We start from the raw sequence: 15,767 nt of genomic DNA on the forward strand, positions 1-15,767 counted from the left end.
GCTTCTTTTTTTAATCACCTAGTGTGGCGGGGGTCCTTTTCCGCCCGCCGGGGCTCCGGGGGGGGGGGGGCGGTCGGGAACCCCCTTCCCCCCCCCCCCCCGCCGCCCCCCCGGGGGGCCACCCCGGTGGGTGCGGGCCGATCGCCTCCGGTCCATCGACCGCCATCGAGGTCGCGGTGGTCGCGGCCCGAGAAACTCACGGAGACGACAAATGGCTACCATCGGCACATTCACCTCAAACGGCAACGGCTTTTCCGGAGCCATCAAAACCCTCAACCTCAACGTCAAAGCCAAGCTGATCCGCGTCGAGAACCCTTCCGACAAAGGCCCCCACTTCCGCGTCTACTCGGGTAGCGTCGATCTCGGAGCCGCCTGGCAGAAGGTCTCCAACGAGGGCCGCGACTATCTCTCGGTCAAGCTGGACGACCCGAGCTTCCCCGCTCCGATCTACGCTACCCTGATCGAGGTGGAAGGAGAGGAAGGCCTGCAGCTGATCTGGTCTCGCCCCAACCGGGACTGATCGCCTCGACGAGGGCTCCGCCGCAAGGCGGGGCCTTCGGCTGTTCCCAACCAGCCGCAGGCGGAACGAGAAAGCGTGAGGAAGCGATGGCTGCGGAGCAGGGACTCGGATCCCGTCTTTTGGTGGCGTCTCAGTTGGGCTCAGTCGTTTTGAGGAGTCCTGATCGCCTTGGCCGACCTGAAGGTCTCCTATTCAGTTTCAGGCGAAGAGGCTTCAAGCGCCAGCACATCCAGCCCCTCAATCTCCTGCATCACTTTTCCGGCGATGCCCTGCAAGTCACCATACATGCCGACAGTCGACTCGATCACCCCTTGGATCTGCGCCTCGCGCTTGGCCCACAGGCGTGTTGTGACCTTGCGTTCCTTGGCGAGGTCCTCCTGCATATCCGAGAATTTCTCCACGATCGCCTCGACACGGTGGCGGAAGCGCGGACCGGTCAGATAGCCGTAGACCTGTTCCATTTTTGTGGCCTGGCCGTCCTGGGCGAGGCGGGAGTTCGCCAGCTCGATCAGGGATTGCCGAAGCATGATGGCGATCGGGATCGCACACTTGGGATGGGCGACATAAACTCCGTCCACAAGATCGAAGGTTTCCACGCCGGGAGGCAACGCTTCCGAGATCATCAGCGCAATATCCGCTTTCGCGGCTCGTTGATCTCCTCTGAGCTTCCCAAGCCAGCCCTGGCTCCAGTTCTTGGTGCGTTTCGATTCCCATAAAATGGCGCCGCATGGCTGGCCGGCGGGTCCGACCACGCGGTGTAGGACATCTCCGCCGAACTCGCCCTTGGCGACCGGTTCGATGGTGTCCATCGGGAACCGGCTGGCAATGAGAGACTCGAGCTCAAGCTCGAGGACCTCGCCCTGCAGCTGCTGAGAACCCTGTTCCGCACGGCGCTTCAGCTCCTCGATCTGGCGCTGCATGCCGGCTATCTGTTCTTCTTTTTCGGCAACCTTCATTTTGAGGCCGTCTTCGGCTTCGGACCTAGCCTTTACGCGAACGGCGTCCAATCCCTCCTGGATCTTCCTTTCGATTGTCAGCGCCATCTCGCGCTTTTCATCGTCAAGTGCACGCTGCTGTTTCAGGAATTCCGCCTGTTGCTGCTGGGCCTCGGCGAGCTTTTCGTCGCGCGCCTTCAACGTTACCTCCAGCTCGGCAAGCTTGTTATCCCTTTCCTCCAGATCTACCGAAAGCAGCAATTTTGCCTTGCGGGCTTCCTCGACCGCGATTGCGGCACGCTCAAGCTTGATTTGCTCAGCGACCTGGTTGCCGATGTCCTCTTTGGCGGCGTCGATCGCCGCCCGCTCACGTTTAAGCTCTTCCTCCCGGGCCGCCATTGACGCGTTGCTCTGCTCCAAACGCCGATCATACTCCTCGCGAGTCGCGGCAATCAGCGGCGCCGCAAGCGACTCGTTGAGCTTGATCTCCGTTTTGCAGCTTGGGCAGCTGATTGTCGGTTCATTGAGAATCCTGGGCTGGACAGTCATTGGCGGGCTGACTCACTGAGGGCTGATGTAGACCCAGACTATATATTATCGACCGCTTTTGGAAAAGAACAAACAGCGAACATTGGTATTATCCCCAGCGTAAGGACGGAACGCCGATTTCGTCGTCGAATTCCCGGCAAAACGGCACGGTGAATCCGCCGTCTTCTACGAATGACTGTTTCTCTTTTGCGATCTGATCGGCAATCCGCGGGAACTTGACCCGAGAATGAAATCAAACATCGCTTGAGGCTGACCCAGCCCTGTCGCCGGCAGGGCTGCCGGAATCCTCGCTGCGGCTTCGGCCTGTTCGGCAAGCAGCGAGCTTCCGCTAACGCCCACATTTCTCCGCTATTGCGGCGATACATTCCTCGAGACGCTCCAGGCGCGATTTCGCAATACGAAGTTCATTCCCGGCGTCGAAACGTCGATTGCGCCCGTGAGGTGTGGTCGCAATGAGGTTGCGCTCCAGTTCGGCAATGTGCGCACGCACCTGTCGGGCATCGTCCTGACGCAACGCCTTGATCCATCCACGCCCGCGCATCAGTCTTCCTGCCAGCACCCCGATAGTCATGCCCGAGTTATGCCACCGAGACCCTAATTTGCGGCAAGCCGAAACAGTCGAAATTTACTTCCGCTAATGCGATTATATTTTTGACGAGGCGTTCATCCGGTGGAACGGCACCAGGATCGGTGAAGGACCTCTATGGGCCTTGCTCGGTTGAACTCGTGCCCTTGGGCGCGAAGAAACACGTCCATCTGAACCTCTGGTAGGCCTCGAACTCATATGCGGAATGATCGTTCGATAGAACGTCGTCAATCGCTCGCAGAGATGACATAGTGCTGCTCGACTGAGCAAATGCAGGGCCCGCAGACAAGGCCTACATGGCGGATGCGAATAGAAGCCGTTTCATGACAGCTCCTAGAATAGGCAACGTGCCTTCGATTTCATAACAAGCGAGCCGTTGAGCGGGTCCGATAGGATTCTGGACTTTGTGAGTATTTTGGGCGCATTCTTTCGCCGGGGAGAAGGGGCTTGGATAAATCCCGCTACGATGATCGGTCAAGCTCGTTGCGCAAGCGTACTGGCGCAGGACGCTCGCTCGTACGCCGCTGGGCCAGCGTGCCGATGAGACTGGTCTTCGTGACCGTGGCTGCGGCTTCCGCTCTGGTGACGCAGTTTGTCATGCATAACAGCGGATCGCTGCCGGAAATCAATCTGCAGAACGTAATCAAGCCGAGACCGGTAGCAATTTCTGGGGTCGCATCTGTGATCGACGGCGACACCATCGAGATCCATGGCCAGCGCATTCGCTTCAATGGTATCGATGCACCGGAGTCAGCACAGCAGTGCGACGACGCCAACGGCTTCCACTATCAATGTGGCGCGAAGTCCGCCGCCGCTCTCGATGCCTTTCTCGCCGCCTCGCGACCGACCCAGTGCACGTTTGTGTCATGGGATCGGTACGGCCGCTATGTCGGCAATTGCAGGCGGGCCGATGGTGCCAGCGTCGCCGCCTGGATGGTCGAGAACGGCGAAGCTCTTGATTGGCCAAAATACAGCCAAGGTGCCTACGCCATGCTGCAGGAGAAGGCCAAGGCAGCAAGGGTTGGCATCTGGGCAGGAACGTTTGAAGCGCCCTGGGACTGGGGTGCCGACCATCGCGCTGACAACGAACAGCGGTCGACGATCGCTCCCCTGCTCGCTGCATCGCCCGGTGCCTGCAACATCAAGGGCAACATCAACGCCCGTGGTGAGCACATCTATCACATGCCTGGCCAAGAGTATTACGATCGCACCGTCATATCGACCAGCAAGGGAGAGCGGTGGTTCTGCAGCGACGAAGAGGCGGTGGCCGCCGGTTGGCGCAAAGCAAAGCGTTAAGCCACAAGGGCAGGTGTTGCCCTGCTTTTATACTGCGCTGGCGCGGGCCGTGGGAACGGTGAGTGCTTCGGCAGGGCCCCGAAAGTGCGAGCATGCGGCAGCGTCGAGATCACTGACTTCACGACTGGCGACATCGCGCCCAGCGCCGCGTACACGAGCGACTTTGTTCCAAAACCTGGCTCCCGTCACTCTACCGGCTAGTATCAAGACGGGATCGCTTCTGCGCGTCGGGCGGATCGCGGCTGATAGCCGCGCATCCGTTTGGCGCGCAGCAGCTCGAGGAAAAGGGCGACGGCTTCGCCCTCGGTATCAAAGGAGTGCTGTACCGTGCGGCCGGTGGTTCCGATCCGGCCCCAACGCCGGACCAGGCAGGTCTGGCCGAACAGGGTCTCCTCGATCGACAGTGCATAGAAGCGCGCCATGTTCCGATCCGCGTCGCGGCGTTCGATACAGAGGCGATAGAGCTGCGCGATCATTGCGGACAGAATCGCGCAGCCGGACGCGCGCGTCCAATGAATGGTTTGAATCAGCGGACGCGGATCGATTCACTCTGATGATGGATGGAACCGAACGTCAGTCGCTCAGCAGCGTCTTTGATGGCCTTCCCCGAAGAGATGTAGCCATCCTCGTTGGGCCAGAGTCCTGGGCGGTCGGTCGTACGAAAATCGACGCTGATAGCGCGTCTGGCTACTTCGGCTGCCGAGCAAGGAATTCCGTTATCAAGCCCTGCACCACCTCCTGCATGGTTGTTCTGTTGCGCGCGCAATGGACCTGCAGCTCGATCATCTGCGAGACCGGAATGCGTGTGTGCAGCCGGGCTGTCTCGCCGTCTGTCTTTGGCCTTTCGAGCTTCGCTTTCGCCGCTCTGGCAGACTGGGTTCTCGTCTGCTGCTCCAGGTTGTCGGTTTCGCTGATGCTGGATTCCACAATGGCAGCCATGTTGCGCGAGAACGGATCATCCGAACGGGCACGCGGTTTCAAGGCGGGCAGCGGCAATTGGTTTGCGGTCCGATCGCTTTTCTCGTTCATTGCGGGGTGGCTCCGTTCAGTTTGCGGATGATCTCGGCGGTCAGGGCATTCGTCTGGTCGCGAGCGTCCTGCACGGCCTTGTTCATAGGCTGGACTTCGTAAAGCGTCCCGGCGGTTGCGATTGAGGCGAAGGTCGGCCGTTGCGACAAAAAGGTCTCAAGCACGCTTGCGTTGGCCTGCCGCAGCAGCTGGATCGCTGTGCGGAAGGCCATCGTGTTGTGTTCGATCCCCGAAACCATGTTGAGCATCACCGCGTGGGGAATTTCGCGGTGGCGCCCTCCAAGTGAGCGGATGTGCCGGATCAGACCGAGACATTGCTTGACATCGAAGACGTGCGCTTTCGTCGGAATCAGCACGAAGTCGGCGTTGGCGACGGCCGGGCCGAGTGCAGCCACGGCCGTGCCCTGCACATCGACCAGCAGCAGGTCCTCGGCGTCGGATTGCGCCAGGCGATCGATCAGGTCGTCGGTCGAGCTGATGGGGATGACGTCGATGTTTGAAAGCGCGTACCCGGCTCGGCGACTGTTCTTGCTCCACTCCACCGCGGACAGTTGCGGATCGGTGTCGAGCACCGTCACCCGATGACCGGCGGCGGCGAATTCGCCCGCGAGCAGGATGGTGGTCATGGTCTTGCCGACCCCGCCTTTGGGAGAGGCCACTGTGATTTGCACCGCGCGTTGTTCCGGCATTGTTTTTTCCCAATGTTGCGTACCTTGGCGTCAAGGCGCATAGGCGATTTGGCGCCAAAGTGACTTTCTTGCATTATGACTATGCGCCGATGCAACAAAGTGCCGAGGCGCATAAGTGCCTGTGTGATAATATGAATTTGCACATCGGTGCAATGTCCCAGGATGCATGATCGGCTCTGCATTAATGTGTCAGTGAGTCAGTATAATGTTTCATATTGAATTGACAAGATACGCAATTTGGGTCCAAATTGGCTGAGCAGGTCGTCGCTTCGCTTCGACCTGGACCGTCTTCGACGTGAGGCCCATCCGCCATAGCGAGGAATTTTTGGACACCAGCGCCGCCCACAAGGACACCCGAAAGCGCTCTCGGATCGATATTGGGCCGGAGGCGGGCGCGCTCCTGGATGAGGCCTGCAAGGTGTTCCAGCTTGACCGAGCGGAGACGTTGCGGCGCATTATCCGGGCCAGCCTGGATGTCGGTCCCGCTCTGTCAGCTGAGAATTCACGCACTGTCGCGGCGTTGGCCTCAGAAGTTCGGATGGTCGGCCGAAACCTCAGCCAGCTTCTCCATGCCATTCATTCCGGCCACGCTGCCCCCATGGAGGCGGCGTTGCCGATATGGGAAGCGCTGGATGAGAGGGTGAAAGCTGTCGACGCCGAATTGACGGCGATGACGATCGCCCATGGCCTGAAACTTCGGAAGGCGGCGCATCTGCTGGATGGTGAGGGCGCGTGAACCTAGACCAGTCTTCTATACAGGCCATAGCCGATCGGATTCGCGCGAGCGCGGCTTTTGAAGAAGAGAACCGCAAGCGCCGGCGTTGGGCCCTGTTGTCCTTTGCTGGAAATGGCGATGATGCGTTGTTCAAGACGGTTCGCGGCCGGAAGGGGGAGGGCGGTCTCGGGGCAAGCCAGCCACCGGAACCCGCCGTGCCGCGCTCGTCTCCCGGGGAACTGGAGCCGCCGCGCGGTAAAGCCGGGCGCCTAAACCTCGGCCTGCCAGCGAAGCGACGGAAGCTTGCCGGCGGACCTGCGCCGAGGGCCGCTGCCGACAAGCTGGCGGCCGGGTATCAGCCGGCCGTTCTGAAGGTGATTTCCTACGGGCATGGCGTCACAAGGGCAGCCGCCATCGGTCAATATATCCAGAAGGAGGGCGTCGCGCTCGAGACGCATGACGCGCGTATCCTGGCAACGCAGGAAGCTGTTGCCGAGGAAATGAAACAGTGGGGCAAGGGTTTCGACAAGCGGCGGGAGAGCGAGGATGTGGCGACGTTTCGGCTTTCGCTGGGAGGGCAGGAGAATGCCGAGCGCCTTTCACAGGCAGTTCAGGCAGGTTTCGCCGGCCACGGTTTCGCCTATCGTATCGACACACTGCAGGACGGATCGAGCGTCGCGCGCGTCGTCGCGACCATGGCCGGACACAGCGTCGTGCGGGGTGAGAACGGGGACGACAAGGTGAAGCATCGGTTTCACTTTTCGGATCGACGCCAGCAGGATCGCCAGTTCTCGGCACCGACCCGGGCCATGATCGCCTCGCGGATCTCCGAGGCGCTTGGGGTCAAGGAGGATACCGTTTCGGTGAAGCCAATTGGGGAGCCCAGCCACGGCAAAGCCGGTGTCGTGTTCCAGCTCGCGCGCCTTAGCCATGACGGACCGGCGATCGGCGCCGACGGCGCCGCGATCGCGTCTGAGGAGGCGATTCGGCAGACCGCGCAGTCCTGCGACAAGACCCTGAATTCCTACAAGCCTCGCGACACCATGCACATGATCCTGTCGGCCAAGGCGGGCGAGGACAGGCAAGCTCTGGTAAGGGCCGCACGTGGGTTCCTGCATGAGCAGTTCCCCAATCACAAATTCGCCTTCGGCATGCATGCCGACATGGCCGAGGAGGGCGGTCATATTCATGTCCACGCCATCGTTGCGGTGAAGGGTGAGGACGGTGAGCGCTTGCGACCAGGTCCGGCCCAGCTTCGCGAATGGCGCGCGCTCTATGCCCAGCACGCACAAGCACAGGGCATGAAAATCGTCGCGACCTCCGCGGCCTATCGAGCGTCATCACAAAGCTATGGCCCGCGCGACAAGGCGATTGTGGCCACGGCCGAAAAGCCGCGGCCGGGCAGGGAGGCGCGTGACCGCGCCTACGCCCGTGCAAACCCGCACGTCATCGAGAAAGCCCGCCAGCGGATCGACCACGCGAGGGCCAACCCGATAAAGATTCCGATTTCGGCGCGCCAGCTGCAGGCCACCCAGGCAAGCCTTCGGGACTGGCACTCGGTTGCTGCTTCCCGGCCGGATAACGCGATAGCGAGTCAATTCATTGTTCGGATGACGCAAGCTTCCCGATCCGGTACTGTTGTGGTCGCTATTCGAGATGGAAAGGGTGTTCAAATGAGTTCAGATGCCACCGCGGACCAGATGCGGGAAAACCTAAAACAGATCAACGAGACCGTTAACAAGACAGCGGCCATGATGAACGGCCAGACGAAAGCGGAGTTCTTACGGCGCGCAGCGCCCACCATGGAACTGCTGGCGATCCGGACGGATCTCAAATCCCTGCAGGAAGGCGGCGTCACGCATGTCAGCGAAGACCAGGCCCATCGGATTGCCGGAGCGCGCGCCGAAGCTTTGATCCATCGCGCCCAGGAAATCGAGGCCGCTGAGCGGCTTGAGGCCGATCGCGCTCGCGAGATCCGTAATCGCGCCATCGAGCAGGAGATCCGCGACGAACGAGCCGGATCGGCTGATCCGACCTCGCTTGAGCAGGTTGCGCAAGACCGCGAAATGGTGCGCAACGCCGAAAGCATCGCCGCGAAGGAAGCGCGCGAGGCACAAGCCGCAAGCGAAGCCGCGCGATCATTGGCACAGAATCCTAACGAGCGGCTTGATCCCGAGATCGTCAAAGGCGAACGGCTCGAAGAACTGCAGCGCCTGCAGTCGAGGAGCATCAACACCGCTCCAGTCGAAGGCGAAGAGCCGGATTCACAGAAGCCGCAAAAGCAGTAGTTGCCTCGCCACGCAGCACTGCGTGGGCTCGTTGTTCCCTAAGCCGGACGCTGCAGGGGCTCCGTTCGGCACACGCTCGCGTCCAAACGCGGATGTACTCCGAGGAAGGACGAGGATTAGACATCTCGTGATTATGCAACCTCCTTCACCCGGATTTCTATATCCAGGTGAGCGGAGGCGGCGATGTTGACGAGCGCGTCAAGCGAGAACTTGGCGAGCTTACCGCGCAGCAGATCATTGATACGAGGGCGCGTCAGGCCGAGCCGCTTGGCGGCTTCCTCCTGGGGAATGCCCCAACGCTGGACTGCCTTACGGATTTCGTAGAGCAGCGCCGAGCGCGCTTTAAGGTTTGCTGCCTCCTGTTCGGTGTCCGCCAGGGCATCCCAGACGTTCTCATAGATTTCTACGTTCATCGTTCTGCCTTCCATCGTTTTAGCCGTTGAGCCGCCAGATCGAGGTCTTTCTTGGATGTGGCCTGTGCCTTCTTCTGGAACGCATGAAGCACCAAAACGCGGTCCTCTAGGGTCGCCAGATAGATGACGCGAAACGCTCCCGATGCCTCCCGAACCCTGATTTCCCTGACGCCGGCCCCACGATCTGCATAGGTTTCCAGTCGTCGGGATCGTCGCCGCGCTGGACAAGTTCGAGCTGCCAGCCGGCCTCTATCCGCGCATCGTCAGGAAACGCTCGAACATCCGCCCGGCTGCTTCCAAGCCATTCAATCACCTTCATCGGGGTGCACTGTATCGATTTTGATACATGTTGGGTAGAGTGAAAATCAATCGCGTTTTACGGACCAGCAATCAACTCACGTCCCCACCAAGAACCGGGAGGCGCAACGAAACGGTTCGATGCGCCCGCCATCGGATTAGAGACGCTTCGTCTTGTTCTCACTCGACATAGGCACCGAAGGCACAAATCGCTCATTTGTATTCAACTGAATTTCACGTCCTAGCGATCGCCGTGACGTCTAATTTGATCCTGCAGCGCCTCAAGAGCGGCTGACGGTAGCCCGTCGACATCTCCGCTATCCACTGACGGTGACAGGGAACGAGCGCCGGCCTCCACTTCCTGATCGAGCGATGCGAGCAGCGCGGCGATCGACGTGGACTTGTTTCCCGGCCGGACTTGGAATTGCAAGACACTCGCCTTGCCTTCAGACGCACTCGGGTCGGACGTCTTTGACGCTGCCGGCGCCGATCGCCGGCCAAGCGTGGGAAGCGGCCGCGGCGCATCATCAGCCGTCTGATCGGCCCGCTTCGGCTTCAACTCCGGAACTTCAGCGGCGACCTCGCTCTTTGCTTCAGCCTCACCGCCCGTTGAAAGGCCTGAGCTTAGCAGCACCTGTGGTGCGTCCGCGCTGTCGCTCTTTACTTTCGGCTTTAACGCGATGGGATCAGCCCTTTCAGCCGCAGTCGCACGCGGCACCGCATCGGCATAGGCTGTATCGCCCGAAGCCGACGCTTCGACGGTATCAGGTTCCCCCAGCTCGAAAGGGGCCGCCGGCGCGTTGTTAGCCGCCGCTTCGACCTCCGCCATGGAGCGCAGCGGAAGATCCTGCCATCGTGAGAGAGGCGGAACCTTCAAGCGCCGGTGGCGAAATTTCTGATAGGTCGCCTTATAGGGAGCGTCCTTATAATAGGTGATCTTGCGCACCATGAAACCAGGGGGGCTCGAGCCCAGAACCACGGCCTGCTTCGCCGGCATTTGCCGAAGCTCCGCCGCCGTCCGGAACGGCCTTTCCTGATAACTTAAACTCTTGTCTCGGGCCCCAAATATACCTTGACCAGCCCTGATGATCGGGGTGGGCACCTCGATCGTGGTCGGTCCCAGCATTACAGAGACATGTTCCGAGGTCTCCACGTCGTTCATGCGGATGAAAAGCTTCACCTGACACGCGGTCACCGTGGTGTGCCGCGTCGCTTTTCCATAGACTTCGTCAAGCTGGGCAAGATCCTGCAGGATCAGGACCATGCGAAAGCCATAGCCCGCGTTGATCGCCAGCTTGGAAACGATGGACTCCATTTTGCCGAGCTGCCGAAACTCGTCGATCATCACCAGGACCTGATAGGGCTCGTCCGGGCCTGGTGAGGAAGCCATCAGCACATCATGGATTTGCTGAACCAGGAGTTTGATGATGGGCCGGAACACGTCGAGCTGCGCCACCGAGCAGCCGATGAAGAGAGCCGTCGGGTCCTTGCGAAACTTCGAGATATCGAAATCGGTCGACGCCGTAGCGGCTGCAACGAGATCATTGGTCCAGGGGTTGAGAGCCGCCGTCAGGTTGAAGTAGGCCGAGTTTCGCGTTTCCTTTTCCAGCGCAATGAACTGGTTGAGCCCGTGCACGACCCACGAAGGCAGATATTTTTCCTCCTCATTGCGGATATTCGTCAGCACTCTGAGAAAATCCACGCCGGTCGAAAGAAGCATCGCGACGGCGCGCAAATGACGCTGCCCCTCATAGCGTGGTGACGTCAGCACATAGCCGATCATGGCCGAAAGCAGCTGCCGGCCGGCGCGCGCCCAGATCTCGGAACTTCCTGTCGCCTCGGGGATGATGAAGGAGGAGACCACCGCGCAGTCCGTCGGCATGCGCGCATCGCGCCGGATGAAATCCAGCGGATTATAGCGATGCGAATCCTGCTCGCCGGGCGAAAAGAAGAAGACCTTGTCGCCGAGAGCCTGCCGGTGCGCACCGAACGCGTCGAAGTTCTCCCGCTTCGGATCGAACCACACCGAGGATCCTCGCCACATATAACCGTTCGGAATGACAAAGCTGACGCCCTTGCCGGATCGGGTCGGCCCGACCACCAAGACGTGCGCGGGCTCGTCCGAGCGGATCGTCGCCCCACCCATCTTGCCGAGGATCAAGCCTTGCTTTGCCAGCAGGTTTTTCCTTTCGGCGTCCATGATCGTGCCGAACCGCGCATTGCCGTAGTGCTTTGGCTTGCGGTTGATCAGGCTTGCAAAGATCAGGCCGACGCCGATCGCCACGACAACCGCGACCGCGATCGCGCCCCGGATGATCGTCTCGCCCTGCGTGGGATGATAGGCCAGGCGCTGGCTGAAATGCTGCCAGGCAACGAACAGGCCGCTTAGGCTGCGTTGCGCGTTCTGGTATTTTAGAAGCCCCCAGCGCGAGGCGCCTTCAGAGGGCAGCGCGGGATTCCACCGCCATGTCGCCACCAGCTCGTAGGCCAGGCTCCAAAGGGCAAAGAAGGCGGCGAGGCCGATGAGGCCGAGGAGAAGCCTATAAGCGAATACGCGAGACATTCTGGGGAACCTTTCTGGCGGCTCTCCATTCGGTCATGCGGTTGAACCAGATCGCCGAAGTTCCGCGCCAGCCGCCCCGGCGCGTTTGTTGGATCACAATCGGCAGGACCGACCGCACGTAATCGATGATTTCTGCCTTGCTCAGCCCGAGCCCAGCCTGCATGACCATCAATGCTAGCTGCTCAAACGCACCGGTCGGGCTGTCCGCATGGATCGTCGTGATCGATCCGGGATGACCTGTGTTGACGGCGCGCAAGAACGAATAGGCTTCCGCTCCCCGGATCTCGCCCAGGAAGATTCGATCCGGCCGCAACCGCATGGCGGCTTGCAGCAGCGTTTCAACGGTCACGTGCGCCAGGCCCTGGTCGCCCTTTGATGCGACGAGGGGCAGATAGTTGGGCTGGTGTGGTTTAACCTCTCGCGTATCCTCAATGGTGAGGATTCGCTCATCCGAAGGCACCTCGTGCAAAATCGCGTTCAGAAACGTCGTTTTGCCCGACGATGTGCCTCCTGAAAGCAAGATCGAATACCGTTCCCGCACGGCCAGGCGGAGGAAATCCTCGATCTTGCCGGCGTCGAGATATTCGCAAAGGGCGCTGTCGGTCTCGCTCAATTCGCCGGGATCCTGGACGGAGATCGCATCGAACGACCCCCGCTTCCGGTAATCCTCAAGGCGCATATCCTTCACGACCTGCTTGCGGATCGCGAAGGCGCCTCCTGTCGGCGTTGCCGGCGCAAGCACGCCCTGGAAGCGTTCGCCGCCGGGGAGGGCGGCCGAAAGCAAGGGATTTTCCTCGCTGATCGATTGCGAGGATGATGCCGCTATACGTTCCATGAGGTAAGTGATCGCGGCGCGGTCGAGCTCGGGGACGTCGAACGGCTCCATATGTGTCGAGCCAACAATTTCGACCCACACAAGTCCAGGCCCGTTTGCACAGATTTCGACCACGCGATCGTCGTCGAGCCAGCGCCGCACCGGCTCCAGCGCCTTATTTAGAAAGACGGTTCTTTGCTGCCCGCTCACGTCGTATCTCCGTCAACGCCTCGCGCACCGGGTCCGGATAGAACTCGGAAAAATCGAGGTCCCGGCGGACGAACACCATGATGCGCGACCCCTGATCGACATGGATCGTGGGCGCGATGTTGATTGAATTTCGAAGCGCCTCTTCGGCAATGCGGTTGAGGCTTTGCGAAATCTGTTGCGCGCCGATCTGGCGCGCGCTCTGCAGGTATTGGTTGGGCTGCGTCTGGATTGTCACCGTCTGTCCGGTCTGCGGGTCCGTGTAGGCCTGGTTGGTGTTCGACCCATTCTGGTCGTTGCCAAGGTTGGCGATGAATTGCGTCGCACCGCCCACGACACTTAGAAGGATCGCCGAGCCGAACCGCTCGAAATAATGGTTGTCGACCTCGCCCGGCATGCCGCTGCGACCGAGCTCGTCGGTGCCGGTCGAGCCGAGCTGCACCGACATGCCGTCCGATCGAAGCAGGCGTGTCCACACTATGAACACCCGCGTTTGGCCGGTTGCGAGACCACTGCGATATTCACCGATAAGGCGGGAGCCAGCGGGGATCAAAACCCTGCGACCGTCGAACGACCACACATCCTCCGACACGACGGCCCGAACCATACCGGCAAGATCGCTCTGGATCGCGGTCTCGAGTACGCCCTTGATCATCGTCCCTTGGGCGACCAGAGCGTCCGTGCGCGGGTTCATCGTGGCTTTCGATGTATCCGCTCCGCTCTGGCTCGCCCTTGCCAAAAAACGCCGATTGGGGTCCTCCTCGCCCTCGCCCTCGCCCGCATTTACGGCCGCCGCTGCATCCGCTCCATTGCCGCCGAGCGCTGATGCACTGCCAGGCGCATCGCCGCTATCGACGACGAGCTGCTTGGCGCGCAAGCGCTCCCATTTGCGGCGCTCCTCTTCTTCTTGCCTGCGCCGTTCTTCCTCAGCCAGACGACGGGCCTCGGAATCATCCTGCACCTGTGGTGGAGCTGCAGGCGGTTGCAAGGCTGGTGGAGGGGGAGGCGGAGCCTCGACCGTCGCCGGCGGCTCCTCGGGAGCCGCCGGGATTTTCAGGGTGCCGTTATCAAGCTGAGGACGCGGCGTATCGAGCCCCGGTGCGGGAAACTGTGTGGTGTGAAACTCCTCGCCATCCGACGCCGTCAACAGCGGCTTGTCTGGCGCACGCGTCGCCGCATAGATCATCCAGCCGGCGAAGACCACCGCACCTAGCGGCACCACGATCTTGAAGAATGTGCTCGCCCCGAATTTTGGCGGGGCGACCGCCGTGCCTTCCTCGGCGAGCATTCTGTACTCATTGGGAGATGGCATCAGGCCCCCTCACTTTCCGAACAGTCCCACCGCCGACACGCTGCGGCTCGTAAGGTTCAAGCCCGGTCGGTTCGTTCACATTGTTCAGTCTCAGATTGAAGACGCAGGTTGCTTCGTTGCCATTGCGCAGCGTCCATTGGTAATTGACCTTGTCGACGACGATGTACGCGCCCTCGCGGCGATAATTCACAAGCGTCTCATTGCGCTCGCTGTCGACGACATAGATCGCCGGCACTTCCCTTGCCGGATCGAAGCGGAACCAGGTCTTCACGCCGTCGTCGTAGATCACGAGCGGCTTATTTGCCGACGACCCCTTATAGGCATAGGACGAGTTGGCGTTTTCGGCCTTGAAACCCTGCCGGTTCGGCTGTGCCGCCCGGGCCTGGGCCTCGTCCATCAGCGCCGCGTCCGACACGTCTTCGGGATAGCGGAACTTGATCGCATAGACTTGTTGCGCAACCGGCCGAAACTCGCCGTTGAGGAAGAACACATAGCTGCGCTTGTTGGTCAGGACGTTGAGATTCCCGCCCGCATTCTTCTCGATCGGCTTCACAAAGAGCACATTGCCCTTCTTGTTGGGCTCGATGCTCCAGGCCGGGACGTCGCCAGCGCCGAGGGTTTCGATTTTCTCGTCATCGCCGAATTCGATCATGGTCGAGGCGCCATAGCTGGCCGGCACCGACACCACATCGTCCTTCTGATACCAGACGAAGCGAATGCGACTGTCACGAGATCCCGCCCGAGGGGTCTGTTCGGCAAGGGCCGGCTGAACCGCGCAAACGCCGAGCCCGATTGCCATCAGGATGTCGGCGACCTTCATTGCGGTGTCTCCGCGGTGGGTGCCGGCGCCGTCTCCTGATCGCGCCGATATTCGAGCACCTGGAAGCCGAGCGGATTTTGAAAGCGGATCTCGTTTTTTGCCGGCACGCCGGTGTAGCGGAACCGGATCAACGACACCCAATGCCGCTGCACGGTGTTCGCCTGGCTCTTTTCCTCCGTCATGAACCGGACCAGGGCGGTCCTTTGGTTGGGAAATGTCACGGACTTCACGGTCACCGCCACGACGGTGTTTCGCCCATAGAGCACGACCGGGTTCGTCACCTTGTTTGCCGGGCTGAAAAGCTCGACGAGCTCCCTCGAGGCATCGCCGGCGCTCAGCAATTGCGCGAGATCGAAGTTGTCCTTCAGCGCCTTCGGATCGTAGGTCTCGCGAGCCTTCACATAACGGACGATATCGAACATCCCCATCGACTCGTCCTGCTGCAAAGGCCCGTCGGCCAGCGGCCGCTTGACCTCGACAAACCCGGTGGATTTGTCGACCACCACCATGTAGGGCTCATAAGTCTTGAGCGGCAGCGCGAGGATCAGCGCGCCCACCGCTGCAACGGCAATGACCGAGGCGACGCTTGCCACACACCACGCCAGAGATCGCGACCAGCGATTGCGCCGGGCGATATCTTTTTCCCAGATTGCCGCATCCGCGTAGTACGGCAAGGGAGACTCGGTTTCCTTCGCCGGTCCCCCAGCGCTTTCCTTCACATCGCTCATTGGTGC

16 protein-coding genes are annotated in these 15,767 nt (G+C 60.7%); 4 read left to right on the forward strand and 12 right to left on the reverse strand.

The window, feature by feature from the left end; genetic code table 11:
• The first annotated feature begins 211 nt into the window (after positions 1-211).
• Complete coding sequence (locus NKH13_RS33280) at positions 212-520, forward strand: DUF736 domain-containing protein (RefSeq protein ID WP_023819777.1); 309 nt, start codon at positions 212-214, stop codon at positions 518-520.
• Positions 521-708: 188 nt separating this feature from the next.
• On the opposite strand, the gene NKH13_RS33285 is transcribed toward NKH13_RS33280, so the two are convergent.
• Both NKH13_RS33285 and NKH13_RS33290 read right to left on the reverse strand, forming a co-directional pair.
• Positions 709-2,004 carry a DUF2130 domain-containing protein gene (locus tag NKH13_RS33285; protein WP_352739472.1) on the reverse strand — a complete coding sequence of 432 codons (1,296 nt, stop codon included), beginning with the start codon at positions 2,002-2,004 and terminating at the stop codon, positions 709-711.
• Between the two features lie 328 nt (positions 2,005-2,332).
• Positions 2,333-2,575 (reverse strand): hypothetical protein, encoded by a 243-nt coding sequence (locus NKH13_RS33290; RefSeq protein ID WP_352567068.1) that lies wholly within the window; start codon positions 2,573-2,575, stop codon positions 2,333-2,335.
• A 462-nt stretch (positions 2,576-3,037) separates the two neighbouring features.
• On the opposite strand from NKH13_RS33290, the gene NKH13_RS33295 reads away from it, so the two are divergent.
• Complete coding sequence (locus NKH13_RS33295; protein ID WP_352917067.1) at positions 3,038-3,886, forward strand: thermonuclease family protein; 849 nt, start codon at positions 3,038-3,040, stop codon at positions 3,884-3,886.
• Positions 3,887-4,089: 203 nt separating this feature from the next.
• Here NKH13_RS33295 and NKH13_RS33300 read toward each other — a convergent pair whose 3' ends face one another.
• From NKH13_RS33300 to NKH13_RS33310, 3 genes are all read right to left on the reverse strand, one after another.
• Positions 4,090-4,362, reverse strand: a complete 273-nt coding sequence (locus NKH13_RS33300) for a WGR domain-containing protein (protein WP_023819768.1) — start codon at positions 4,360-4,362, stop codon at positions 4,090-4,092.
• 211 nt (positions 4,363-4,573) lie between these two features.
• The gene (locus tag NKH13_RS33305; RefSeq protein ID WP_352567064.1) at positions 4,574-4,915 is read right to left on the reverse strand and encodes a hypothetical protein; all 342 of its coding nucleotides are present in this window, start codon (positions 4,913-4,915) and stop codon (positions 4,574-4,576) included.
• A complete protein-coding gene (locus NKH13_RS33310; protein ID WP_352739476.1) occupies positions 4,912-5,604 on the reverse strand; it encodes a ParA family protein in 693 nt (230 codons plus the stop codon). The genes NKH13_RS33305 and NKH13_RS33310 overlap by 4 nt, the downstream gene beginning before the upstream one ends.
• 325 nt (positions 5,605-5,929) lie before the next feature.
• Here NKH13_RS33310 and NKH13_RS33315 point away from each other — a divergent pair, with 325 nt between their 5' ends.
• A complete protein-coding gene (locus tag NKH13_RS33315) occupies positions 5,930-6,340 on the forward strand; it encodes a hypothetical protein (RefSeq protein WP_352917069.1) in 411 nt (136 codons plus the stop codon).
• Positions 6,341-6,534: 194 nt separating this feature from the next.
• Positions 6,535-8,607: a relaxase/mobilization nuclease domain-containing protein gene (locus tag NKH13_RS33320; RefSeq protein WP_352917070.1), complete on the forward strand. Its 2,073-nt coding sequence runs from the start codon at positions 6,535-6,537 to the stop codon at positions 8,605-8,607.
• Positions 8,608-8,738: 131 nt separating this feature from the next.
• Here NKH13_RS33320 and NKH13_RS33325 read toward each other — a convergent pair whose 3' ends face one another.
• The 7 genes from NKH13_RS33325 to NKH13_RS33355 form a co-directional block, all read right to left on the reverse strand.
• On the reverse strand, positions 8,739-9,020 hold the full coding sequence (locus NKH13_RS33325) for a helix-turn-helix domain-containing protein (RefSeq protein WP_006205593.1): 282 nt from the start codon (positions 9,018-9,020) through the stop codon (positions 8,739-8,741).
• Positions 9,017-9,262, reverse strand: coding sequence for a type II toxin-antitoxin system RelE/ParE family toxin (locus NKH13_RS33330; protein WP_502914605.1), 246 nt, complete (start codon positions 9,260-9,262; stop codon positions 9,017-9,019). Before NKH13_RS33330 ends, NKH13_RS33325 begins: the two co-directional genes overlap by 4 nt.
• A 296-nt stretch (positions 9,263-9,558) precedes the next feature.
• Positions 9,559-11,880, reverse strand: coding sequence for a type IV secretory system conjugative DNA transfer family protein (locus NKH13_RS33335; protein ID WP_352917072.1), 2,322 nt, complete (start codon positions 11,878-11,880; stop codon positions 9,559-9,561).
• Positions 11,858-12,904, reverse strand: a complete 1,047-nt coding sequence (gene virB11 / locus NKH13_RS33340; RefSeq protein WP_352739483.1) for a P-type DNA transfer ATPase VirB11 — start codon at positions 12,902-12,904, stop codon at positions 11,858-11,860. The genes NKH13_RS33335 and virB11 overlap by 23 nt, the downstream gene beginning before the upstream one ends.
• On the reverse strand, positions 12,870-14,213 hold the full coding sequence (gene virB10, locus NKH13_RS33345; protein WP_352917073.1) for a type IV secretion system protein VirB10: 1,344 nt from the start codon (positions 14,211-14,213) through the stop codon (positions 12,870-12,872). The genes virB11 and virB10 overlap by 35 nt, the downstream gene beginning before the upstream one ends.
• Positions 14,197-15,033 (reverse strand): P-type conjugative transfer protein VirB9, encoded by an 837-nt coding sequence (virB9, locus tag NKH13_RS33350; protein WP_352739487.1) that lies wholly within the window; start codon positions 15,031-15,033, stop codon positions 14,197-14,199. The genes virB10 and virB9 overlap by 17 nt, the downstream gene beginning before the upstream one ends.
• Positions 15,030-15,761, reverse strand: coding sequence for a VirB8 family type IV secretion system protein (locus NKH13_RS33355; protein WP_352688695.1), 732 nt, complete (start codon positions 15,759-15,761; stop codon positions 15,030-15,032). Before NKH13_RS33355 ends, virB9 begins: the two co-directional genes overlap by 4 nt.
• Positions 15,762-15,767 lie beyond the last annotated feature (6 nt).

Source organism: Mesorhizobium sp. M1348 (assembly GCF_040317925.1).
In the GTDB taxonomy this organism is placed as follows: domain Bacteria; phylum Pseudomonadota; class Alphaproteobacteria; order Rhizobiales; family Rhizobiaceae; genus Mesorhizobium.

Bases quoted from the DNA above. Each gene is read 5' to 3' on its own strand.
- NKH13_RS33325 (WP_006205593.1), bottom strand. From the start codon at position 9,020: ATGAACGTAGAAATCTATGAGAACGTCTGGGATGCCCTGGCGGACACC.
- virB10 (WP_352917073.1), bottom strand. From the start codon at position 14,213: ATGCCATCTCCCAATGAGTACAGAATGCTCGCCGAGGAAGGCACGGCG.
- virB9 (WP_352739487.1), bottom strand. From the start codon at position 15,033: ATGAAGGTCGCCGACATCCTGATGGCAATCGGGCTCGGCGTTTGCGCG.
- NKH13_RS33300 (WP_023819768.1), bottom strand. From the start codon at position 4,362: ATGATCGCGCAGCTCTATCGCCTCTGTATCGAACGCCGCGACGCGGAT.
- NKH13_RS33335 (WP_352917072.1), bottom strand. From the start codon at position 11,880: ATGTCTCGCGTATTCGCTTATAGGCTTCTCCTCGGCCTCATCGGCCTC.
- NKH13_RS33355 (WP_352688695.1), bottom strand. From the start codon at position 15,761: ATGAGCGATGTGAAGGAAAGCGCTGGGGGACCGGCGAAGGAAACCGAG.
- NKH13_RS33310 (WP_352739476.1), bottom strand. From the start codon at position 5,604: ATGCCGGAACAACGCGCGGTGCAAATCACAGTGGCCTCTCCCAAAGGC.
- NKH13_RS33305 (WP_352567064.1), bottom strand. From the start codon at position 4,915: ATGAACGAGAAAAGCGATCGGACCGCAAACCAATTGCCGCTGCCCGCC.
- NKH13_RS33285 (WP_352739472.1), bottom strand. From the start codon at position 2,004: ATGACTGTCCAGCCCAGGATTCTCAATGAACCGACAATCAGCTGCCCA.
- NKH13_RS33280 (WP_023819777.1), top strand. From the start codon at position 212: ATGGCTACCATCGGCACATTCACCTCAAACGGCAACGGCTTTTCCGGA.
- NKH13_RS33290 (WP_352567068.1), bottom strand. From the start codon at position 2,575: ATGACTATCGGGGTGCTGGCAGGAAGACTGATGCGCGGGCGTGGATGG.